The organism is Catenulispora acidiphila DSM 44928 (genome assembly GCF_000024025.1).
GTDB classification, from domain to species: Bacteria; Actinomycetota; Actinomycetes; order Streptomycetales; family Catenulisporaceae; genus Catenulispora; species Catenulispora acidiphila.
Map to the genome: position 1 here is coordinate 1176591 of NC_013131.1, position 22503 is coordinate 1199093.

At 68.0% G+C, this 22503-nt stretch carries 19 protein-coding genes; 10 read left to right on the top strand and 9 right to left on the bottom strand.

The genetic code is table 11. The annotated features are described in order from the left end of the window. Window positions 1-165 precede the first annotated feature (165 nt). The 3 genes from CACI_RS05130 to CACI_RS45110 all read left to right on the top strand — a co-directional run bounded on the left by CACI_RS05130 (window position 166) and on the right by CACI_RS45110 (window position 3242). Entirely contained in the window at window positions 166-1206 is a 1041-nt protein-coding gene (locus tag CACI_RS05130) for an SGNH/GDSL hydrolase family protein (protein ID WP_012785255.1), read from the top strand. A 133-nt stretch (window positions 1207-1339) separates the two neighbouring features. Next, window positions 1340-1951 (top strand): PH domain-containing protein, encoded by a 612-nt coding sequence (locus CACI_RS05135; RefSeq protein ID WP_012785256.1) that lies wholly within the window; start codon window positions 1340-1342, stop codon window positions 1949-1951. A gap of 175 nt (window positions 1952-2126) precedes the next feature. Beyond that, a complete protein-coding gene (locus CACI_RS45110; RefSeq protein WP_012785257.1) occupies window positions 2127-3242 on the top strand; it encodes a DUF2332 domain-containing protein in 1116 nt (371 codons plus the stop codon). 47 nt (window positions 3243-3289) lie between these two features. Here CACI_RS45110 and CACI_RS05145 read toward each other — a convergent pair whose 3' ends face one another. After that, window positions 3290-3880 carry a DUF308 domain-containing protein gene (locus tag CACI_RS05145; RefSeq protein WP_012785258.1) on the bottom strand — a complete coding sequence of 197 codons (591 nt, stop codon included), beginning with the start codon at window positions 3878-3880 and terminating at the stop codon, window positions 3290-3292. 121 nt (window positions 3881-4001) lie between these two features. Between CACI_RS05145 and CACI_RS05150 the strand changes: the two genes are divergently transcribed. Beyond that, the gene (locus tag CACI_RS05150; RefSeq protein ID WP_012785259.1) at window positions 4002-4622 is read left to right on the top strand and encodes a TetR/AcrR family transcriptional regulator; all 621 of its coding nucleotides are present in this window, start codon (window positions 4002-4004) and stop codon (window positions 4620-4622) included. Window positions 4623-4770: 148 nt separating this feature from the next. After that, window positions 4771-5631, top strand: a complete 861-nt coding sequence (locus tag CACI_RS05155; RefSeq protein ID WP_012785260.1) for an NAD(+)/NADH kinase — start codon at window positions 4771-4773, stop codon at window positions 5629-5631. A gap of 5 nt (window positions 5632-5636) precedes the next feature. Here CACI_RS05155 and CACI_RS05160 read toward each other — a convergent pair whose 3' ends face one another. Then, window positions 5637-6416: a methylenetetrahydrofolate reductase gene (locus tag CACI_RS05160; protein WP_012785261.1), complete on the bottom strand. Its 780-nt coding sequence runs from the start codon at window positions 6414-6416 to the stop codon at window positions 5637-5639. 181 nt (window positions 6417-6597) lie between these two features. Between CACI_RS05160 and CACI_RS05165 the strand changes: the two genes are divergently transcribed. After that, a complete protein-coding gene (locus CACI_RS05165; protein ID WP_012785262.1) occupies window positions 6598-7011 on the top strand; it encodes a hypothetical protein in 414 nt (137 codons plus the stop codon). A gap of 23 nt (window positions 7012-7034) precedes the next feature. Here CACI_RS05165 and CACI_RS05170 read toward each other — a convergent pair whose 3' ends face one another. Continuing rightward, on the bottom strand, window positions 7035-7514 hold the full coding sequence (locus CACI_RS05170; RefSeq protein ID WP_012785263.1) for a winged helix-turn-helix transcriptional regulator: 480 nt from the start codon (window positions 7512-7514) through the stop codon (window positions 7035-7037). An 83-nt stretch (window positions 7515-7597) separates the two neighbouring features. Between CACI_RS05170 and CACI_RS05175 the strand changes: the two genes are divergently transcribed. Next, complete coding sequence (locus CACI_RS05175) at window positions 7598-8296, top strand: SDR family oxidoreductase (protein WP_012785264.1); 699 nt, start codon at window positions 7598-7600, stop codon at window positions 8294-8296. A 110-nt stretch (window positions 8297-8406) separates the two neighbouring features. Here the strand turns inward: CACI_RS05175 and CACI_RS05180 are convergent, their stop codons facing one another. The 3 genes from CACI_RS05180 to CACI_RS05190 all read right to left on the bottom strand — a co-directional run bounded on the left by CACI_RS05180 (window position 8407) and on the right by CACI_RS05190 (window position 11007). Then, window positions 8407-9402 (bottom strand): hypothetical protein, encoded by a 996-nt coding sequence (locus CACI_RS05180; RefSeq protein WP_012785265.1) that lies wholly within the window; start codon window positions 9400-9402, stop codon window positions 8407-8409. A 7-nt stretch (window positions 9403-9409) separates the two neighbouring features. Further along, window positions 9410-9919, bottom strand: a complete 510-nt coding sequence (locus CACI_RS05185; RefSeq protein WP_012785266.1) for a SigE family RNA polymerase sigma factor — start codon at window positions 9917-9919, stop codon at window positions 9410-9412. Window positions 9920-9996: 77 nt separating this feature from the next. Then, window positions 9997-11007: an NAD(P)-dependent alcohol dehydrogenase gene (locus CACI_RS05190; RefSeq protein ID WP_012785267.1), complete on the bottom strand. Its 1011-nt coding sequence runs from the start codon at window positions 11005-11007 to the stop codon at window positions 9997-9999. Between the two features lie 125 nt (window positions 11008-11132). On the opposite strand from CACI_RS05190, the gene CACI_RS05195 reads away from it, so the two are divergent. Further along, window positions 11133-11831 carry a TetR/AcrR family transcriptional regulator C-terminal domain-containing protein gene (locus CACI_RS05195; protein ID WP_012785268.1) on the top strand — a complete coding sequence of 233 codons (699 nt, stop codon included), beginning with the start codon at window positions 11133-11135 and terminating at the stop codon, window positions 11829-11831. A gap of 107 nt (window positions 11832-11938) precedes the next feature. Here the strand turns inward: CACI_RS05195 and CACI_RS05200 are convergent, their stop codons facing one another. Together CACI_RS05200 and CACI_RS05205 are read right to left on the bottom strand one after the other, a co-directional pair. After that, complete coding sequence (locus CACI_RS05200; protein WP_012785269.1) at window positions 11939-13075, bottom strand: beta propeller repeat protein; 1137 nt, start codon at window positions 13073-13075, stop codon at window positions 11939-11941. Window positions 13076-13245: 170 nt separating this feature from the next. After that, on the bottom strand, window positions 13246-15273 hold the full coding sequence (locus tag CACI_RS05205) for a hypothetical protein (RefSeq protein ID WP_012785270.1): 2028 nt from the start codon (window positions 15271-15273) through the stop codon (window positions 13246-13248). A gap of 290 nt (window positions 15274-15563) precedes the next feature. On the opposite strand from CACI_RS05205, the gene CACI_RS05210 reads away from it, so the two are divergent. Together CACI_RS05210 and CACI_RS05215 are read left to right on the top strand one after the other, a co-directional pair. Beyond that, window positions 15564-16631 carry a porin PorA family protein gene (locus CACI_RS05210; RefSeq protein WP_012785271.1) on the top strand — a complete coding sequence of 356 codons (1068 nt, stop codon included), beginning with the start codon at window positions 15564-15566 and terminating at the stop codon, window positions 16629-16631. 275 nt (window positions 16632-16906) lie between these two features. Next, on the top strand, window positions 16907-20995 hold the full coding sequence (locus CACI_RS05215; protein ID WP_012785272.1) for a discoidin domain-containing protein: 4089 nt from the start codon (window positions 16907-16909) through the stop codon (window positions 20993-20995). Between the two features lie 87 nt (window positions 20996-21082). Here CACI_RS05215 and secY read toward each other — a convergent pair whose 3' ends face one another. Then, window positions 21083-22432, bottom strand: coding sequence for a preprotein translocase subunit SecY (secY, locus tag CACI_RS05220; protein ID WP_012785273.1), 1350 nt, complete (start codon window positions 22430-22432; stop codon window positions 21083-21085). Between the last annotated feature and the right edge of the window lie 71 nt (window positions 22433-22503).

Genomic DNA, 22503 nt, shown 5'->3' on the forward strand with positions numbered 1-22503 from the left:
ACCAGCAGAGCCGTGGCGCAGATCGGTCTCCTGCCGCCTCGCGACACCAAAGATCCGACTATTTAACTCTTTCGGTGAATATCAGCATGATGCGTCACGATTGGCGAGTCGCCAGCATAGATGATCTTGAGCGAAGTGACTTCCGCCCTTGATCATGGAGGATCCATGCGTCATCTCTCCCGCCTGCGAACGCAAGCACTGGCCGTGACATTCGCGCTGAGTGCGGCCGCACTGATGCCCTCGGGCTCCGCCACGGCGGCAGACTCGTATCAGTGGGCTGCGTTGGGCGACTCGTACACCGCCGGCGGCTTCGTCGGGGACCCGCAGCCCGCGCTCGGTGATGCCTCACGCGACGGCTGCGACCGCACCACCAACGCCTACCCCGACGTCGTCGACCGAGAGCTCGCCAAGTTCCCGCCAGGCAAGCCCGTCCACCTGACCAACGTCAGCTGCGGCAACGCCACCATCGCCGACATCGCCAACGAGAAGCAGACCCCGATCAGTCCCGTCCAGCCCCCCGCCGGCGGCTGGCCCGCGGTGGACTCGCAGATCCAGCGGGCCCATCTGGGTGAGGACACCGACGTCGTCACGGTCGGCATCGGCGGCAACAGCCTGCCCTTCGGCGACATCCTGCTCAAGTGCGTCGAGCTGGGCACGGCCGGCAACTCCTGCCGCGACTACTACACCAACCCCCCGGAGGGGGTGGAGAGCATGCAGGACAGACTCGCCCGAGTTCAGGACGAGTACATCGAGATGCTCGCCAAGGTGCACCAGGCCGCACCCCACGCCAAGGTGATCACCGTCGGCTACCCGGCAGTCCTGCCTGAGGACAGCAGTGATTGCAAGCGCTTCGACTTCACCAAGCTGGGCCCGGTCACCCACGCCGATATCGACTGGCTCCGCGGCAGCGTCCTCGAGCAGCTGAACAACACGATCCAACGGGTGTCGGGCTTCTTCGGCGACCGTTACGTCGATGTCTACTCCTCCAGCATCGGCCACGATGCCTGCCAGCCCGAGCACACCAAGTGGGTCGAAGGAATCTGCGGCAACGCTGAGGACTACTGGCCCGCCAGCCTTCCCGGCACCCTGCTGAACTGCGCTCTGCTCAGCAAGCGCGTCACCCTCGTCCACCCCAACGCCGCCGGATACGCCAACACCGCAGCTCATGTGGAACGAGCGATCCGCATCGCCTTGCTCGAACGCTAGCCCGACAGACCCCTGACACCACAGTCACAGCGCTGATTTCACCTGTCTGCCCGATGCACGCGGCGACCTGGGCCACCTTCTCTGCGGTGCCCAGGTCGCCGTCGCTGATCGTGCGTGGTGTCGGTCGTGGTCGGTGCTGAGTGCGACGTGGCGCCAGGCGTTCAATTCCCTGCCGAAGCTGTCGAGCTTGGCGTCGTATGCCTGCGGCGCGGAGTTGTTCCCGAGGGGGCTCCTGATCTGCCATGATCTGCCGGTGCCTTCGAACATGCGCTTCAAGCTGAAGCTGTCGCCTCGTGGTTGGGTGAGCTGGGCCTTTTTCGCTGCCAGCCCGGTGATCATCCCTGGCCTGGTCAGCCTCACCAAGCCTCGGCCCGTGCATTACTCGGGCTTGGGGTACGGACTGTTCGCCGTGGCGGTGGGGCTGATCGTCCTGCACCGGGTTCGGGCGGCCACCGAGCTTGAGGCCGACGGTGTCCGGCTGCATCGCATGTTCTGGGTCAGGTACCTGTCGTGGAGTGAGATCACCGGCATCGAGATCCGTAAAGCAGGCAAGGCGCGCCTTGTGCAGGTACGGACGTCATCCGGCCGCGCGGTCAGGTTGCCGGCTCCGATCGCGGGCGGAAGCTACGACGGCACACTGTTCGACGCCCAGCTTGCCGAGATCACGGCAGCGTGGAAGGCATCTCGGGGCGAAACCCACGAGCCCGGCGCGAGCAGTGCTCGAAGCGGATCTCACCGGTTCTGAGCATCGCGCGGTCCAGTCCTGGTAGGCGCGGCGGACGTTGAGGCGCTAGAGACAGCCGATCGCGGATTCCGTCATGCGCTGCCACCCGCGCGTCGAAGGGGTCTGATGAGGTGCGCGTCCGCCGTTCAGGGTGTGGATCCGCTGAGGGCGGCGTCGACGATCTAGGGTTTCAGGCATGAGCGCCGATGACTTCCGTAGGTTCGCGACGACGGCGGCCGGGACCTCGCCGCTGTACGCCGCGCTGGCCGAGCAGGTTGCCGATGATGGGCGGCTGCGGGAGGTGTCTGAGGCCGCTGGCGATCCGTCGGTGGCGTTGTTCTTCGCTGCTGTGCAGCGGGTGCTGGCTGACCGTGGGGACCATCCGTTGGCTGCCTACTACCCGTCGTTCGGCGGCGACCGCGCGCCGGATGCGGAGCTGGCGGAGGCCTTTGAGGGCTTCGTGGTGGGACATCGTGATCGGCTTGAGGCGTTGCTGGTGACGGGACACGTCCAGAGCAACGAACCGTTGCGGGCCGCGCAGTTGCGGCCGGCGTTCGGCTGGGCCCAGGCCGGGCTCGGGCGTGCGTTGGGTCTGATCGAGGTCGGGACCAGTGCGGGGCTCTTGTTGTATCCGGAGCGCTATGGCTACGTATACGAGTTCGGCGACGGCTCGGTGCTGGAACGGCTGCCCGCAGCGGATCCTGACCAGCGCGACGATGTTCCGGGACCGGTGCTGCGGTGTCTGGTGCGCGGCGCGGCGACTGCGAAGACGCTTGCCCCGTTCGTCAGCAAGGAGCTGCGCGTTTCTTCGCGTGTCGGTATCGACCTGAATCCGTTGAAGCCGGCCGATGCCGAGACCAGAGCGTGGCTGCGCGCGCAGGTCTGGCCGGAGGAAGCCGATCGCCTGGCGCGTTTGGACGCGGCCCTGGCCATGGCGGCCCGGTATCCGTTGCGGCTGCGCCAGGGCGATGTGCTCGACATCCTTCCGGCGGCGATCGGGATGGTGGCGGCTCCGTCCGTGCCGTGCGTCTTTCTCTCCAACACGCTGGCGCACCTCACTGCCGAGGCTCGCACCTCGTTCGTCGAGATCATCAGGGCCCTGGGATCGAGTCGAGATCTGGTGCTGATCCTGAAGGAACCTGATGCGGTGGGCTTGGGGCTGTTCGTTGAGCGGCCGGGCGGGGATCCGTCTGCGGCGCGGGCCGACTCGTTGGGTGCCGTCCTCTACCAGTCGGGTCGTGAGCGGTCCTTCTTGCTCGGCACGGCCGGATCGCGAGGCGACTGGCTGGACTGGTCGCCTGCCATGCTCTGAACAGGTGGTTCGGCCGGAACATGAGCAATCTCGCTGGCATGCGGGCGTCAGTGTGCGGCCGTGCGCAGTTGTGACCTGAGGCGGATGGCGGAGATGAGGAAGAAGATTCCGCCGAGGATGGCGTAGCCGCCGATAGCAGAGATGCTCGACGGGTCCTTGGCGGATTGAGCGAGGAAGCTGGCGCCGGCGAGGGTGGAGATGGCGCCGCTGATGATCAGGGGTATTTGCCCGCCCGCGGTGCGGTGGGAGATCGCGGTCGTGAGTTGGGTGATGCCGGAGGCTGCGGCCCATGCGCCCCAGACGGCGAGGGCGGTGCCGATGGATGATGTCGATGCCCAGCCGAGGGTGATGGCGACGCCGACGCTGACCAGTACGTTGGCCCATTCCGCGAACGCTGGGCCCGACGGGCGGTTCTTGGAGCGTAGCTGCCACAGGACGGCGGCTGCGTCGACCAGCGGGTAGACGACCAGCAGAACTGTCAGCGCCGCTCCTGTGTGCTTGCCGGACGGGATGAGTAGCGCGGCCCAGACGACGGCGAATGCGAAGCGGGCGAAGTACAGGCGGCTGAGCATCGCGCTGAAGGGCTGCGGGGTGCTGGTGGTGTCGGCTGCGGTTTTTCTGGTTGCGACGGTGGCCATGGGGCTCTCTCTTTCGTGCGCTGCCTGCGGATTCTTGTAGAGTTACTAGTACGTCTACATGGGCGACTCTAGACTGTGCCCAGCGCTGGTGCAACCAGCCGGACTGGAACGGGAGCAGGACATGCACGCCGATACCGACGAGTCAGTGACGCGCCCTTCGTCGGGCCCTGGTACGCGGGCGCGCATCCTCGCCGCGGCGAGCGAGCTGTTCTATGGGCAGGGCATTCGGGCCACGAGTGCTGACCGGATCATCGAGCAGGTCGGGATCACGAAGGTCACCTTCTACCGGCACTTCCGGACCAAGAGCGATCTTGTGGTCGCGTATCTGAAGGAGCAGGCCGCCGCCGAGCGGGGGTGGATGGAAAGCACGCGTCGTGAGGGCGACCCGGTGGGGTCGCTGCGCACACTCGCCACCGGAATCGGCGCGGCGAGTTGCCGTCCGGGGTTCCGGGGGTGCGCGTTCATCAACGCCGCGGCGGAGTTCGCTGATCCGGACGATCCGGTTCGGGCCGTGGTCGACGAGCATCGCGGGTGGATGTTGAGCGAGTTCGGCGCCATCGCCGCGGAGGCTGGGGCGAGCGACGCCGGCGCCATCGCGCGGGAGCTGATGCTGCTTCGCGATGGGGCGATGGTCAACGGCTACCTCGGCGATCCGGCGGCTGTCGCCGACTCACTCGCGGCCGCCTTCACTGCGATCATGGCAACGGTCGAGGCAGCCGCGGTCGAGGCAGCCGCGGTCTAGGCAGGCGTCGCCTTAGGCAGGCGTTGACTGCTGCGGCGTCTACCAACAGCTGTGGATCTTCGGGCCTGGCGGGTTAAGGTTCTTTCACCGGTCGCTGGTTGCGCCCCGCCGGGAGCGGAACGGGACCGGCCGACATCGAGGTGTTCCGATGGGATTGATCAGCACGGTGGGGCTGGTGCTTCACCCCGAGCGTACGAGTGCGCCCACCGTGGAAACCGTGGTCCGCTGGAGCCGGGGTCGGGACGCCAAGGTGCTCGGGCTCACCGAAGAGGTGGCACGGATCGGCTGCGAAGCCGTGCCGGTGGGGGCCGAGGAGATGAACGCCTCCGCCGACCTCGTGGTCAGCCTGGGCGGCGACGGCACGATGCTGCGCGCGATGCGCCTGGCGGTCGGCGGCCGCGCGCCTGTGCTCGGCGTCAACGTCGGGCGCCTGGGGTTCCTGGCTGAGATCGACATTCCGGATCTTCCCGCCGCCCTTGACGCCATTGACCAGCACAGCTTCACGGTGGAGGCCCGCTCGGGGGTGCGCGTCCGTTTCGGGGCTGATGAGGTGACGGCGCTGAACGACGTGGTGCTCGTCCGTTCCCCTGGGCACAAGTCCGCAGCGGTCGCGGTGCGCGTGCAGGGTCAGCCGTTCGTGCGATACAGCGCCGACGCGGTCGTCGTCGCAACACCGACCGGCTCCACCGCCTACAGCTTCTCCGCCGGCGGCCCGATCGTCTCGCCCCGAGCCGAAGGACTGCTGGTCACCCCGGTAGCCCCGCACTCAGCCTTCAACCGCTCGATCTTCCTCTCCAGCGGAGAAGAACTCACCCTCGAGGTCCTGCCCACCAGCGGCGACCTCGCCATCGAGGCCGACGGCCAACTGGTCGGCACCGTCTACCCAGGAGACGTCGTCGACGTGACGATGCTCCCCGCCGCCGCACGCATCGTGCGCCTAGGTCAGACCACGTTCTATCAGCGGGCGCAGCGCAAGCTGATGCTTTCGGGCTCGGCTGAGCCCAACTGAGGATCTCAGAGCACAGCCTCGAGCCGTGCCGCGACCTGGCGGTAGCGGCTGACGGGTACGAGGTGGACGCCGGCGAAGGCGCCGGTGGCGCGGATGGCTAGGACTTGGTCGCAGGCTGCTTCTACGCCGGCTTGGGGGTCTTGGTCGACTGCTTGGACTAGGGCGTCGGGGATGTCGATGTCGGGGATTGATGCTGCTAGGTTGCGGGCCATTGTGGGGCTGGCCAGGACCATGACGCCGGCGAAGATGGGGATGTCCAGGGTGATGCTCTCGCGCCAGCGGATGAGTGCTTCGAGGGAGAAGCTGACTTGGGCGAAGGCGAAGTCGGCTTCGTGCTTCCAGGTGGGGATTGGGCGGAGGCCGGTGGCTACGCCGACTTGGAACTGGCCGGCGCCTTGGAAGCGGGGGTCTTGGGCGGCGGCTCGGGATTGCTCGATCATGGTGCGGACGGTGAGGTCGCTGGTGCGGCCGCCGGAGGTTGGCTTGTCGCCGTAGACGAACAGGAAGCGGCGGACTCCGTAGGCGGCTGCGGTCAGGAGGTCGCGCTGGAGGCCGAGGACGTTTCTGTCGCGGGAGTTCAGGCAGGCTATTCCGCTCGCGCCCATGGCCTGGACCTCGTGGGCGACGGCGACGCTGGAGACGGTGGCGCGCCCGATGTGATTGTCCGGGATCAGGAACGAGTCGGCGATCGGGCTCATCACGCCGATCTGATGCCGCACGCGCTTCAGATCGGGGCGGGTGGGCGGCTCGATCTCGCAGATCAGATCGAAATCATGGTCAGGCATGCCGGGACCCTACTTCTGAGTTCTCTGGGCGAGACATCTCATCTCACCCTCTGAGCGCGATGGCGGGGAAGGCTGCCGCCGTACTGAGCGGGTCCCGAGGTGGGATGATCCCGTTGTCCTGCGGGTCATGGTTCGGCGGGTCATGCCTGGGCGGCGGTTGCGGGAAGGAGGCTTCTGATTCATGGGGTCGCGTGGGGTTTCGCACATTGAACTGTCATCCGTGCCCGTTGCGGCGCTGATCATCTCGGCGGCCGTCGGATGCTTGGCTGTGGCCGTCGTAGTGCTTCGCGTCGTGCCGACGTGGCAGCGTGCTCAGATCGTCCGCAACAATCTGGCGCCGGGCGTGGGCCTTTTGGCGGTGATCGCGTTCTTCAGCCGAAAGATGCTGTGGTACGAGGCTGTGGTGCTGCTGCCGATGGCGTTGGCGGTGTTGCTGATGGGCAAGTTGCCGGAGGATCTTCCGCGGAGTACCGATCCGGCGATTCGAGAGCACCCGCAGTATCCGGCGATCCGGCGAAGGGGGATTGCCGCCTCTGTTGCCGTGATGGTGGTGATTTTTGGCGGAGCGATTCTGACTGCCGTCTTCGTCAGGTGAGCGTTCGCCTCCTTCACCGCTCGTCAGCTGTGGCGGGTCAGGATCTCGATGCGCTCGGCGGGGTAGGCGTCGGTTTTGACGCGGGTGAGGTCTTCGGGGGGGACTTCGTGGCCTTGGTTGTCGATCAGGCCGACGTGGACGGGGGCGCCTGCGGGGTCGTGGCGGAGGACGCTGGGGCCTTCGGGCCAGGGGAGGTGTTTGTCGCCCCATTCTTGGAGGGCCATGAGGGTTGGTAGGAGTTCGTGGCCGGCTGGGGTGAGGGTGTAGGCGTAGCGGCGGCGTTCGTTGTGTTCGCGGTATTCGGTTTTTTGCATGACGCCGTGTTCGACGAGGGTTGCCAGGCGGGCGCTGAGGACGTCGGGGGCGATGCCGAGGCTTTGGCGGAAGTCGTCGAAGCGGGACAGGCCCTCGATGGCGTCGCGCAGGATCAGGATGGTCCACCGCTCGCCGATGACGCCGAGGGTGCGGGCGATCGAGCAGGGATTCTCTGGGACCTTGGCCATGGGATCAGTATAGGGCGCTGGATTGCCTTTTCCAATTTAGGTGCTAGGTTGGAAGAACCAACTCAGCGAAAGGCGCTCCTCCCATGCAGCTCACCCACGCCACCGCCCTCGTGACCGGCGCCAACCGCGGCCTCGGCCGCCACCTCGCGCAGCAGCTCCGCGACAGCGGCGCCCACGTCTACGCCGCCGCCCGGAACCCCGCTTCCATCGACCTCGAGGGGGTCACCCCGCTCGCCCTCGACGTCACTGATCCCGCCTCGGTAGCCGCGGCGGCCAAGACCGCGACCGGCGTCTCGATCCTGGTCAACAACGCCGGTGTCGCCACGTTCGCGAGCCTGCTCGACGGCGACGTCGAGGACATCCACCGCGAGTTCGACACCAACTTCTTCGGCACGCTGGCCGTCACCCGCGCCTTCGCGCCCCAGCTCGGAGCGCATGACGAGAGCTACGTCCTCAACATCTTGTCGGTGCTCTCCTGGGTGTCGATGCCCCACCTCGGCGGCTACAGCGCCTCGAAGTCGGCGCAGTGGTCCCTCACCAACGCGCTGCGCCAGGAACTCGCCGGCCAGGGCACCAAGGTCGGCGGTCTCCACGTCGGCTACATGGACACCGACATGGCGGCGGCGGTCGAGGACTCCAAGCTCGACCCGGCCGACGTCACCCGTCGCGCCCTCGAGGCGATCAAGGCGGGGGAGACGGAGATCGTCATCGACGAGCTCAGCCGGAACGTGCGCGCCGGGCTGTCCGGCGGTGTGGCCGCGCTGTATCCGAGCGTGGCTTGATCTGGACGGGACAGCCGACGGGACAGCTGACAGGACGGTCGACAGAGACAGCCGACGGTCCGGACGACCGTGAAGTCGTCCGGACCGATCGCACGACCGAAGCCCGACGGTCAGGTCGAGGCGTCGGTCGGGATGAAGCCCGTCGCGCTGGGAGCCGGCCGGTTCCCCGGGTTCGCCGTCATCCGCTTGTTGGCGCCGTCGTACAGCCAGATCTCGTCATAGCTGTTCGTCAGGACCGGCTTCGTCTGCTTGGGCGCGCCGTGGTAGGTCGGCGCATCCGGCGGCGGGTTCGGGTTCGGGTAGACCAACGGCGAGCCCGGCAGCCAGAACTTCCACCCCGGCTTCATCCCCGGCACGGTGTAAAGGGTTTCTAGCCTGGTCTCGCGCACGACCTTGTGCCCGCCGGCTGACATGTCGGGTCCGACGTAGATGTCGACGACCCGGTCCTCGACCTTCGTCGGCAGGTCGGGACCCGCCATGACGCCGGCCACCGGGACCATGAGGTTGCCGCCGCCGATGGTCTGCACGGCGAACAACGGCGAGAAGTACTTGTCGGTCGGCGTGTGTCCCGCGCAGGGCAGCGTGTCGCCGGTCGTCTGCGGCGGCGCCGTGACCGTCATCCGGCAGATCAGGGCTCTGCCGTTCTTGCCGCCCGCCGGGGTGTCGCACTCGACGAACCCGGACGTCGCCAAGTCCGCCTTGCCGTACGTCGTGGTCTCGTGCGGCGCGTACCGGCAGGCGGAATCGGTGGTCATCCAGTAGAAGGCGCCGTCGATGTCGCTGGGAACCTTGATGGCCTCTCCCACCTTCACCTGCTTCACCGGCGAACGCTGACCGGGCGGTACCTGGTCCGGCGCAGTAGTGCCCGACGCGCTGGGGGAGAATCCGGGAGAGATCACCGCACCGCCCGAGCCGGAGGACGTGCCCAGCAGCACGAACACCGAAGCGCTCACCAGCGCCGCGACGCCGACCACGCCGACCGCGGTGCGGGCCCGGTCCCGAGCCCTGCGCCGCCGGGCGCCCGCCATGACCTGCTCGGCGCTGACCGGGGACGGCGTGAACGCGTAGCCGTGCATGGCTTCGCGCAATGAATCGTCGAAGTTCACGATCGCCCTACCTCTCCCGCTCAGCGAGGGACTCGTCCAAGCCCGGGAACGCGCGCATCCGCGCCATCGCCCGGAACAGGGTGCTCTTCACGGTGCCCTGCGCGATGCCGGTCTCGGCCGCGATCGCGGCGATGTCGAGGTCGGAGTAGAAGCGCAGAACGACGACGGCACGCTCCCGCGGAGTCAGCGTCGCCAGAGCCCGGCGCGGCACGTCGCTTTGCGCGAGCCGTATCGCGTGGTCGTCGCTCACCACGCTGTCGGGGGCAGGCTCGATCAGCACCTCGCGGTTGCGTCGGCGGCGCCACCAGTTCCGGTACTGGTTGACGATGATCTGCCGGACGTAGGCGTGCGGATCGTCGACCTGGATTTTGGGCCAGCGGATGTAGGCGCGCTCCAGGGACTCCTGCACCAGGTCGGCAGCCCGATGCGGGTCACCGGTCAAGAGCTCGGCGAACCGAGTCAGACGGCCGACGCTGCCCGCGACGAACTCCGTGAAGGCTGCGTCTGACCGATCCACATGTACCTTTCCACCGGCCGCAGCGATGCTGGGGATACTCACGTATAGGTGACACGGCGGAGCTGCGCAACGTTCTGTCAGATGGCAGGTATCTCTGTTCCCGCGCCGGCGACCACGATCTTCCCCCGTGCGTGCCCCAGTTCCTGACGTTCGACCGCGCTCGGCAACTCCTCGAAGCGCAACACCTGGTCGATAACGGGAATCACCTCGTCGGCGGTGATGAGTTCCGCCACCTCGGCGAGCTTCCCCGGCTTGTCCCGGTAGGCGACGGTATCGGCCATCGCCACGCGCTGCCGCACCACCGGCGCCGAAATCATCGCACCGAGCATGTGGCCCATCGGCTGGAACCAGCGCCCCGCCTGACCGCCGACGAGGACGAGCGTGCCGTCGCGCAGCAAGGCGCGGCGAAGTCTGCGCGCCGGATACTGACCGGCGACGTCGACGATCGCGTCGTATCTGCGTCCTGCGTTGGTGAAATCGTGCCGTTGGTAGTCGATGACGGTGGTCGCGCCGAGGGCTTCGGCGAGATCGGCGTTCTTCGGACCGCACACGGCGGTCACCGTGGCTCCGGCGGCGCGCGCCATTTGGACGGCGAAGGAACCGACCCCGCCGGTCGCGCCGTTGACCAGGACCTCTTGACCCGACGCGACGTGTGCGACGTCGCGGACCGCGAGCAGCGCGGTCATCGCGGCCATGGGGACGGCGGCAGCCTGCTCGAAGGACATGTTCTGCGGCTTGGGAACCAGGACGTCTTCGGGTACTGCGACGTACTCGGCGAAGCCGCCGTGGTCGAGCAGCGCGAAGACCGCATCGCCGGGCTTGAAGCGCGTCACGGCCTGGCCGACGGCTTCGACCTCGCCGGCCATGTCGCAACCCAGGATGCGGATATTCGGCGCGCGCAGACCGATCGTCTTGCTCAGGAGGCGGGCGACGACCGGCTCGCCGCGCATGTGGTGCCAGTCGTAGGGATTGATCGACGTCGCCCGGTTTCGGACCAGGACCTCGTGGTCCGCCGGGACGGGCTGGTCGACGTCGGTGAGCTCCAGGTTGGTCGGTGGTCCGTACGCACGCAGTACGTAGGCCTTCATCGCTGATCCCCCTCCGCCTTACAGCGTAAGTCTTACGCCGTAAGGCAACCTTACGGCGTAAGGTTGGAAGGGGCAAGAGACGTGGTCGGCCTTGTACGATCGGCTTCGATGGAACAGGAACGCATGTGAGCGCCGAAGCCCCGGCGGGGACAGAGCCGCGGACCCCGCTGAGCCGGGACCGCGTGTTGCGCGCTGCCGTCGACATCGCCGACAAGGGAGGCATCGCCTCGCTGACGATGCGCCGCCTGGGCGAAACCGTCGGCGCCGAGGCGATGTCGCTGTACTACCACGTCGCGAACAAGGAGGCGCTGCTTGACGGCGTCGCCGACGTCATGATCGCCGAGATCGTCGACGCCGTCGCGGACATCCCCGCGCCCCCGGACGCTGCGGCGTGGAAGGGCGTCATGCGTAGCAGGATCCTGACAGCGCGCGAAGTTCTCCTGCGCCACCCCTGGGCTCCCGGCGTACTGCAGAGCCGCACGGCGGCCAGCCCGGCGGTGCTGAGCTACATCGACACGACGCTCGGCATCATGGTGGCCGGCGGCTTCACCTACGACCAGGCGCATCACGCGATGCACGCCCTCGGCAGCCGCGCCTTCGGCTTCGCCCAGGAGCTGTTCAACCCCGCCGGCGACCCGGGCGAGGAGCCGCATCCGGAGGTGTTGGCCGGCATCGCCAGCCAGTTCCCGCACCTGGCGGCGATGATCGTCGACGCGGTCCACAACACGCCCGAGAACACGCTCGGATGGTGCGACGACCAGACCGAGTTCGAGTTCGGGCTCGATCTGCTGCTGAACGGGCTCGACGGGATGCGCCCCAGCTGATCGCCTGATCGCCGGTGCGCCGGCGGCGATTCAGCAGTCTTATTCACATCTCAAGCCAAGAGCGGCTGCCTTGTTCTTCAAGGCAGCCGCTCTGGTTGTATCTCGGTTCAGCGGCTCGCAGTGAGGATCAGCGGCTGGAACGGGCTCGTCTCGTCCGGCGTGTAGACGCCGCCGACGGTGACGGTGCTGGAGTTCACGGACAGGGAGTAGGGCGTCGAGTCGACGCCGACCGTCGGCAGGTTCAGCGAGTGCCAGCCGGTACCGTCCAGCTGCTCGCCGTAGGACTGGCTGGTGGTCTTGTCGTAGCCGACGACCGTGACGCCGCCGGGGGTCACGGCGGCGGCGTTGACCACGCCGGTGCCCGGAGCCGCGACGGTCTTCCAGCTGTGGCCGTCGTAGTGCGCGACCAGCGGGTGGCCGCGGTCCTTGTCATCGACGAGGGTGCGCCCGGCGGCCCAGACGTTGTTCGGCGCGGCGGCCACGACGGTGTTGAACTCGCCGTACAGACCGGTGTTCGGGACGGTCGCGCGCGTCCAGGTGTGGCCGTCGTAGTGCAGCAGCACCGGCTGGTCGGTGCCGTCGGTGAGGACGCCGCCGGCCCAGATGTCGCGGGGTCCGGTGGCCGAGATGCTGAACAGTTCCGTGTCGGGAACGGCCGCCGGGAGCTTGATCTGCTGCCAGGCCTTGCCGTTCCAGTGCTCGATGAGGCCGGTCTCGTAGGAGTCGTCGCCGCGCATGCGCTGCGTCCAGCCGACGGCCCAGGCGTCACGCGGGCCGACGGTGGCGACGCCGAGGAATCCGGCGGAGAGCGTCCCGTCAGGGACCGAGGCGCTGGCGGTCTGCCAAGCCTTGCCGTCCCAGTGCTCGGTGAGGATCGAACCGTCGGTCGCCGAGTCGTTGTCGCCGACCAGCCACACGTTGCGGGCACCGTCGGCGGACAGCGCGTTGATCCGGCTGTTCGCGCCGTCGGCGGGAGTGGCGACCCGCTTCCACGCACTCCCGGCGCGGTCGTCGCGGGCCAGCAGCAGCGGGGTGAGCGTCGTGCTGTCGCCGTCGGTGATCAGCCGGAAGCCGGCGCCCCAGGTGGTGTGCTGGTCGATCTGGGTCATCGCCAGGACGTTGCCGGACCCGGTCGGGACCGGGACCTGCTGCCAGCGGCCGGCCGCCTGCGCGGTGCCGACGGCCGTCGCGGTGAAGGCCGCGGCGGACAGCAGCGCCACCGCCGCTCGTTTCGCTGAGTTCATGAATATGCCTCCTCGGTCTTGGAGGCGCCCCGTTTCAACACCCCCGTGACTCCTCGACGCCCGGGACAGAGGCGAGGTTGCATCAGGGCGACGGATCCCCGACAGGCGCCGCGCGACGGGGTCGGACACTGGAAGGTGTCCGACCCCGTCGTTCGCATCGCGGATTTAGATCAGCCGATCGTGTAGGCGTTGGCCGTGGTCTGGGTGATCGAGCCGCCGAGTGCGTCGGACGCCGTCACCTTCAGCCACGGCGTGCTGCCCTTGGCGCCGGTGTTCGCCCAGAGGGCGACGTAGGTGCCGGAGCCCGCCGGGACCACCTTGGCGGGGGTCCAGGTCGCGCCCTTGTCGTAGGACACTGACACGGTGGCGCTGTTGACCGCCGCGTGTGAGCCGGCGCCGTTGTAGGACTGGTGGCCGACGTGCAGCTCCAGGGTCGCCAGCGGGCCGTGGACGGTGTTCTCGATGTCGCCGGCCAGGTGGTAGTTCAGGTTCAGCACCGGCAGGATCGAGCACGGCGTGGTGCTGTCGGCCTGCGCGTAGCAGGAGTCGCCGGACGGCAGTGTCCACTTCGGATCCGGAGTCGGTGTGTAGGGCACCGTGATGTCGGTGTGCGTCACCGTGGACTGCGTGATCGGGAACGCGCTGAAGTCCTGGTCGTAGACGAGCCGGTAGGTGCCGGGCTGCTGGGCCTGCCCGGTGAGCTCGGTGCCGTAGACGCCGTCCTGTGAGGCGACCTGAGTGCCGTCACGGTAGACCGTCAGGTGGAGGTCGGCCGGGCCCATCGGGCTGCCCTCCGTGTCCGGCGAGCTGTCCTGGAACATGTTCAGGGACAGATCGACCGTGCCGCCGTCGGCGCACGCGCGGCAGGTGGTGCGGCCCTGATACTGGCCGACCTGCGGCGTCAGCGGGCCGCGACCCCAGGTGCGCCAGGTGTCGATGTGTCCGACGTATGCCGGATCGTCCGCGATCATGGAGAGCGTGGACGGGGGACCGTTGGTGAAGTCCGGGAGGTCTGTCGTGATCATGCGGGCCCAGTTCAGGTCGCCGACCGCGCTGACGTATTCGGTCAGACTGCCCGGAGAGGCCATGGGCTCGCCGGCGGTGGCGGAGCCGTACACCGGGGACGACGGCCCGGTCATGAACATCCCCAAGTGCGTGGTGTTGCCCGGATCGCTGACGAAGGTGTTGTGGATCGTGGCCAGCGTCGAGGGGTCGACGCGGTGGGTCTGGTCGGCGTCGACGTGGTCCGCCGCCGGGAACATCACGTCGTAGCGGTAGGGATCGGCGGTCCCGCTCGGACCGGTGGCGCTCCAGCCCATCAGCTGGAACGTGAACGTGCCGAACCGCGGTTTCGCGGTCGGCGTGACGTAGGTGGCATCGGCGCCGGCGTCGGTCGAAATGAGGAAGTCGAAGTCGCCATTGACGTCAGTGTTCTGATAAAAAATGGTGCTGGCTACGGGGCTGGCCGGTCGGGGAGTCGTCGCCTGCACCCGCGCTGTCGCGGTGCGCTCGTCGGCGGTCAGGGTGGTCGTGCCGGTGCCGCCGACGGTGATGTCGAGCTGGGTCGCCATGTACATCGTCGAGGACTGCGTCGCGGGATCCCAGCTGACGAACATGGTGTTCGCGATGTAGTGCCCGGCGGGCACGGCGACCCGCGCCACCCCGTTGACGATCGGGACGGGAGAGGCGCCCCACTTGTTGATGTCGTCGACGTTGGTCAGGAACGTCGTGCCGTCGGCTGCCGCTCCGTCCATCCCCACGCCGTTGATCTGCACGATGTTCAGCGGGTAGTGCGGTATCACGGCTGGCGCGACCGGTGCGACCGGCGCGCTGTCCGCGCTCAGGTCCGCGATCTCGTACTCGGACGGCACGAACGTGCTGGGCGTGGCCAGTACCGAGTCGGGGATGACGTACGTGTGGTGCGCGTCCGGCGAGTAGCGGACGGAGGACACGCTGCTGCCGTCCGGAGCCAGGACCGCGGTGCTGGCGGCGCGACCGGAGCCGGTGACCACCACCCGGTCCCCGTTCGGCAGGACATTGATGTGCGGGGCGGCGGCGTTGAACATGGCCGGCGCGAGGCCCACGGCGGCGGGCGGTTGCGGCGCGGCGGTCGCGCCGGCGGCGGCACCGGCGGTGGTGGCCACGGCCAGGGCTATCACCGCTGCCAGAGTCGGGATACGGCGAGTACGTGCTACCACAAGCAGCTCCTCACAGATCGTCGCCACGGCTCCGGCGCTCGGGCTTGCCCAGGTGCGAAGCCGCGTGCTTTGCGGTGTCAGAGCGTGCGGGAGCCCCGAATGGTTGGCTCGAAGACGTGAATCCGTTCTCTGATTCCGCGGATCACGAACGTGAGAATAGTTCAGCTCGCCTCTTCCTACTTGCGGGTAGCTGGGCTTACCCTTCCGGACACGGCTCACTGTGACGACGGTCATAGTGCCGGTTCTCTGCGGTTCTTCCCTGTCCCCGGGCTCGTCAGGAATCGATACATATGCGTAGATCAGTTATCGCGTTCGTCGCCGGTGCGGTCGTGTGCGCCGCCGTCGCCGGGGTGATTCGGTTCAAGCTGGTGCCGGACGCCGAGCGCGTCCAGAGCGACCAGAACACCGTCGACCGCTACACCGGGACCGCCACGTACCTCGATCAGCGTGCGGTGGCCGGCGGTGATCTGGCGCACGCGTTCGTCAAGGACTCGCCGTTCACCGCGGTGGAGACCGTCAAGGCGGCCGGTATGCACGGCAACGTCGCGGTGCTGTCGGACGTGACCGCGATCAGCGGCGCCGGCGGCGTGCTCGGCAATCCCACGGCGACCTGGGCCGTCGATCGCAAAACCCTGATGCCCGCCGCCGCGCCGGCCGGCGTCAAGGCCGACGCCCACCAGGGTCTGGCCGTCGGCTTCGCCTTCTCGCCCGACAAGCACGACTACCCGTGGTGGGACGGCGCGACCGGCACGCAGGCGACGGCGAAGTACGTGCGCAGCGAGAACCACGTCGGCCGGTCCACCTACGTGTACACGGTGGACGTCTCCGGAGCGTTGAAGGACCCTGCCACGCTGGCGCAGATGCCGCAGGCGGTCCCGGTCGCGGTGCTCAAGGGCCTGGCCGCGACGATGGCACCTGACCTGCAGGGCGCCCTGTCGGCGCTGCTGCCGCCGGGCGGCGACAGCGTGATGGTCCCGCTGACGTACACATCCGCGACGAAGACCACGATGTGGGTGGACCAGCTGACCGGCACGACCGTCGACGCCGACTCCCACCAGACGGTGGCCGCGCAGATGAAGTCGAAGCTGGGGACAGTGCCGCTGACACCCGTGCTGGACGTGGACACCAAGTTCTCACCGGCCGGCATCGCCGACGCGGTCAAGCAGTCCAAGGACGACCAGTCGCAGCTGCTGTGGGAGGGGACCGTCGCGCCGATCGCCTTGCTGGTCCTCGCCGTGGCGCTGCTCGCCGGCGCGGTGATGATGGGCCGTCGCGGCCGCGTCGCCACTGCCCCGGCCGGCGCTGGCACCGACGACGACACGCCGGAGACCCTCGAACCGACCGCGAAGGAAGAGTAGCCAGATCCTTCACCGTCCTCGCGGCGGCGACAGTGCGCACGTCCCGTGCTGTCGCCGCCGCGAGCTTGTTTTCCCTCCGATTCTTGCAAGGGAAGGTGTCCCGGCACCGCGGCGGCGGGGAAGGTTGCTGGTCAGGAATTTGTTGCGGCGCACACCCTTGACAGAAGGTGGCGTGCTCGCGAATCTTTGACGCGTTGTCCTCCGATAAAGCGGTGCAGAAACTCTGGGTATCGCAGGGTTCTGCCAGGTCACGGTCCAGATTGGGCGTAGGGCTCATGGCACAGGAATCGAATCAGCCGTTCCGCGCGTCGCGGCGGACCGTCGTCGCGGCGGCGTCGACTTTGTTGGCCGGCTTCGCGGTGGACACCGCTTTCCCGAGTGTCGGCTTCGCCGCCGAGCCGGGGAAGGCTGGAGTCCCGGGTCATGCGCCGGCGCCGGGGGAGCTGGCGATGTACCGGCCGATCGAGGTCTCCTCGACCGATTACGCGCCCACGCCTGGCGCGTTCGCCGTCGACCGGGTGACCTCGGCCGGGGTCAGGGGTACCGGGTGGCGCGCCGCGGCCGGTGATCCGCAGTGGATCTCCGTGGACTTGCAGGCTGTCTGCCAGGTCACCTCTGTCCATCTGACCTTCGAGGCGGCCGCGGGCGATCCGGTCTTCGTCAAGCCGACCTCCGGCAACTGGGCCGATGGGACGACGGGCAAGGAGCTGCTCTCCAGCTACGCGTCCGCCTTCGTCGTCGAGGTGTCGACGGACAAGAAGTCGTGGACGAGCGTGTATCAGACGGCGTCGGGCACCGGCGGCGCGGTCGTGATCGACCTGGCGGCTCCGGTCTCGGCGCGCTGGGTGCGGCTGACGGCGTCCAAGCGCTCGGATGCGAATCCCTTGGGACTCAACGGTTTCCAGGTGTACGGCAGCGCGAGCGGGCACCGGCCCGCCGCCACCGGGTGGACCGACTGGGGTACGCACGACAACCACGCGCCCGGACTGGTCGTGGCCGCCGACGGCACCGTGCCGCTGGAGTCCGGCTGGGTGCTGACGATGGACGACTGGGCTCCCGGCGACGGGACCGCGCTGTCCGTGCCGACCGTGGACACCAGCGGGTGGTTGCCCGCCACGGTTCCCGGGACCGTCCTGGCCTCGCTCGTCGAGCAGGGGCATCTGCCCGATCCGGTCGCGGGCTTCAACAACCTGCGGATTCCCGAGGCGCTGTCCCGCCATTCCTGGTGGTACAAGCGCGACTTCGCGCTGCCCGCCGCGCTGGGCGCCGGGCACGGACGCCGGATCTGGCTGGAGTTCGACGGAGTCAACCACCAGGCCGCGCTGTTCCTCAACGGAGCGCAGATCGGCAGCCTCACCTACCCGTTCGCGCGCGCCGCGATCGAGGTGACCGAGCACTTGGTCGCCGGCGAGCAGTCCCTGGCCGTGAAGATCGACCCGATGCCGATTCCCGGCAGCCCGGGCGACAAGGGACCGGCCGGTCAGTCCTGGGTCGATGCCGGCGCGCAGATCATGAACATGAACTCCCCGACATACCTGGCCGCCTCGGGCTGGGACTGGATGCCCGCGGTCCGCGACCGGGTCAGCGGTATCTGGAACCACGTGCGGCTGCGCTCCACCGGGGACGTCGTGATCGGCGACCCTCGGGTGGACACGGTGCTGCCGGCGCTGCCCGACACCACCAGCGCGTCGGTGACCATCGTCGTTCCCGTGCGCAACGCCGGGTCCGCCGATGTCAGCGCGACCGTGACAGCGTCCTTCGACACCGTGCGCCTCTCGCAGACGGTGACCGTCCCGGCCGGTAAGAACCTGGACGTCACCTTCGCCCCGGCGAAGTTCGCGCAGCTGAACCTGCGCGATCCGAAGCTGTGGTGGCCCAACGGCTACGGCGATGCGAACCTGCACACCTTGAACCTGGCGGTCACGGTCGCGGGTCAGCGCAGCGACCAGCGCACCACCCGCTTCGGCATCCGGCAGTTCGACTACGAGTACAAGACGCCGCTGCCCTTCGTCGCATCAGCCGACGCGTACACCCAGACCACGGACCTCGGTGCGCGGCAGGCGCGCTATGTGCGCATCAACTGCCAGACGCGCGCGACCGGATGGGGCTTCTCGCTCTGGACGCTGTCCGTCCTGAACAGCGCCACGCCCGGTACCGACCTGGCACTGCACCAGCCGACGACCGCATCGACGCAGGACCCCTCGAACCCGGTGACCAACGCCACCGACGGGGACGCGAACACCCGCTGGTCCTCCGACTTCGCCGACGACCAGTGGATCGAGGTGGACCTCGGGGCGTCAGTGTCCTTCGATCAGGTCGCCATCACCTGGGAGCAGGCGTACGCGCGCACGTACACCGTGCAGGTCTCGACGGACGGCTCGGTGTGGACGGACGCGAAGAGCGTGGACAACACGGCGATCCCGCTTCCGTTCAACGGCGGCGACGCGAGCCTGGACGTCGAGTCGTTCGCCGCGGCCTCCGGCCGCTACGTGCGGATCAGCGGCGGCGTGCGCGAGACCAGCTGGGGTAACTCGCTGTGGTCGCTGTCGGTCCTGAACAGCGCCACGCCCGGAGTCGACCTGGCCTTGCACAAGACGGCCACCGCCTCGACCGAAGACCCCTCGAACCCGGCGGCCAACGCCACCGACGGCAACAGCGGCACCCGATGGTCCTCGGACTATGCGGACAACCAATGGATCCAGGTGGATCTCGGCTCGTCGCAGACCTTTGACGGAGTCGGCATCCTGTGGGAGCAGGCGTATCCGAAGACCTACGTGATCCAGGTGTCCGACGACGGCTCGTCGTGGACCGACGTGAAGACAGTCGGCCTCGCGCCGGAGTCGCTGAAGATCAGCGTGAACGGTGTCAGAGTCCTGTGCCGGGGCGGCAACTGGGGCTGGGACGAACTGCTGCGCCGGATGCCCTCCGACCGGATGGACGCGGCGATCCGCATGCATCGGGACATGAACTTCACGATGGTCCGCAACTGGGTCGGCGCCAGCAACCGTGAGGAGTTCTACGCCGCGTGCGACGAGTTCGGGCTGCTGGTGTGGAACGACTTCCCGAACGCCTGGGGCATGGACCCGCCGGACCACGACGCGTACAACTCGATCGCCGCGGACACCGTCCTGCGCTACCGGATCCACCCGAGCGTCGTCGTGTGGTGCGGCGCGAACGAGGGGAATCCGCCGCAGGCGATCGACGAGGGCATGCGCAACGCGGTGACGAACGGCGCGCCCGGCATCCTGTACCAGAGCAACTCCGCCGGCGGGAACATCACCGGCGGCGGTCCCTACTACTGGGTCGAGCCGGAGACCTACTACGACCCGGCGACGTACGGCAGCCACAGCTTCGGTTTCCACACCGAGATCGGGATGCCGGTGGTCTCCACGGCCGACAGCCTGCGGAACATGGCCGGCGAACAGCCGGCGTGGCCCATCGGCGGTCCGTGGTACTACCACGACTGGAGCCAGTACGGTAACCAGTCGCCGCTGCAGTACCAGGCCGCGATCGAAGCCCGGCTCCAGACCTCGAACACCCTCGAGGACTTCGCCCGCAAGGCGCAGTTCGTCAACTATGAGAACGCGCGCGCGATGTTCGAGGCGTGGAACGCGAACCTGTGGGCCGATGCCAGCGGTCTGATGCTCTGGATGTCGCACCCGGCGTGGCACAGCACGGTGTGGCAGACCTACGACTATGACTTCGACGTCAACGGCATGTACTACGGCGCGCGCAAGGCGTGCGAGCCCGTGCACGTGCAAGCCGATCCGGTCCACTGGCAGGTCGTCGCGGTGAACCACACGCCGCACGCGGTGAGCGGCGCGACGGTCTCGGCGCGGCTGTTCGACCTGTCGGGCAGGCAGCTCGGCACGACGCAGAGCGCTGCGATCAACGTCGCGGTGGCGGACAGTGCGAAGGCCTTCGCGGTGGCATGGACCGACGCGCTTCCCGATCTGCACCTGTTGCGCCTTACGCTCCAGGACGCCTCGGGCAAGACACTGTCGGAGAACACGTACTGGCGGTACCGCGCTCCGTCGGCGATGCAGGCGCTGAACAAGGCGCAGCAGACCCGGATCACGGCCTCGATCACCGGGGCGACCAGCGGCGGTGACGGGCGCCGCCAGCTGACGGCGACGGTTCGCAACCAGGGCTCGAGCGTCGCGGCGATGGTGCGGCTATCACTGCAGAACCGCGCTTCGGGGCAGCGGGTCTTGCCCACGCTCTACGGAGAGAACTACGTGTGGCTGCTCCCCGGCGAGACGCGCACGATCATCGTGTCGTTCCCGTCCAGCGCGCTGCCCAAGGAGCAGCCGGAGCTGCACGTCGAGGGCTACAACACGAGCGCGGTCATCGCTCGCGCATAGCGGAAGGCGAGTGAGGCGGGGACATCCGAGCGTGGAACACGCCGGGCGTCCCCGCCTCGGTGCTTACGGTCCTTGCGGCGCTGACCGCTAGCGCAGGAAGCCCTCGTAATTGTGTTGCTGGAGCTGCGATTCGATCTGCTTCACGGTCTCCAGGCCGACCCCGACCATGATCAGGATCGTGGTGCCGCCGAAGGGGAACGAGGCGGTGGCGCGCAGCCCGTCGAGGGCGATCATCGGGATGGCCGCGATCACCGCCAGGTAGAGGGCGCCGGGCCAGGTGATGCGCGTCGCTACGTAATTCAGATACTCGATGGTCGGCCTGCCAGAGCGGATGCCGGGGATGAAGCCGCCGTACTTCTTCATGTTGTCGGCGATCTCGACGGTGTCGAAGGTGATCGACATGTAGAAGAAGGCGAAGCCGAGGATCAGCAGGAGGTAGGAAAGCGTGTAGGTCAGCGGGTATCCGTGCACGGTGGTGGTGAGGTTCCGGTTGATCCAGCCCTGCCAGCCCTTGGTCGCCGTCGTGCCGCCGGTCAGGCCGACCAGCATGACCGGCATCTGCAGGAGCGATGAGGCGAAGATGACCGGGACGACGCCCGGCTGGTTCAGCTTGAGCGGGATGTACGTCGAGCCGCCGCCGTACGCGCGCCGGCCGATCATGCGTTTGGTGTACTGCACGGGGATGCGGCGCTGGCCCTGCTCGACGAAGACCACCGCGGCGACGATCAGCACGCCCAGCGCCAGCACGGCGAAGAACACCGGCCAGCCGTTGAGGGTGTGCGAGGACAGCTTGATCGCCCACAGGGAGCCCGGGAACCGGGCGGCGATGGAGGTGAACATCAGCACTGACATGCCATTGCCGACGCCGCGGTCGGTGACCAGTTCGCCGAGCCACATGAGCAGCGAGGTCGCGGCCGTCATGATGATGACCATCACCGCCGTGCCCTCCCAGGTCACCGTCGGATAGAAGACCTGGACGCCTTGGCAGCGCTGGCCGAGCAGATAGCCGGGATTGTTGCGCGCCGCCGTCAGCGTCATCGTCGATTCCAGGACTGACAGGCCGATGGTCAGGTAGCGCGTGTACTGCGTGATCTTCGCCTGCCCGGCTTGCCCTTCCTTCTTCAGCGCTTCCAGGCGCGGGACCACGACGGTCAGCAGCTGCAGGATGATCGAGGCTGTGATGTAGGGCGTGATGCCGAGCGCGAAGATGGAGAGCTGGAGAAACGCGCCGCCCGAGAACAGATTGAGCAGTCCGAAAGCCTGACTGCCGGTGCCCGAAGTGGACGACGCGCCGGTGCACGTGGCCAGATTTCTTGTCGCGACGCCCGGCAGCGGGATGTGCGCGCCGAAGCGGTAGACCGCCATGATGGCGAGGGTGAACAGTAGCTTTTTACGCAATTCGGGCGTGCGGAACGCGCGAAAGAACGCGGTGAGCATCGACGGCCCTCCGGGGTGACGTGATCTGGGTTCTGAGGGGAGGGCCGCGTGCCGCGACCGGTTGTGGAGCT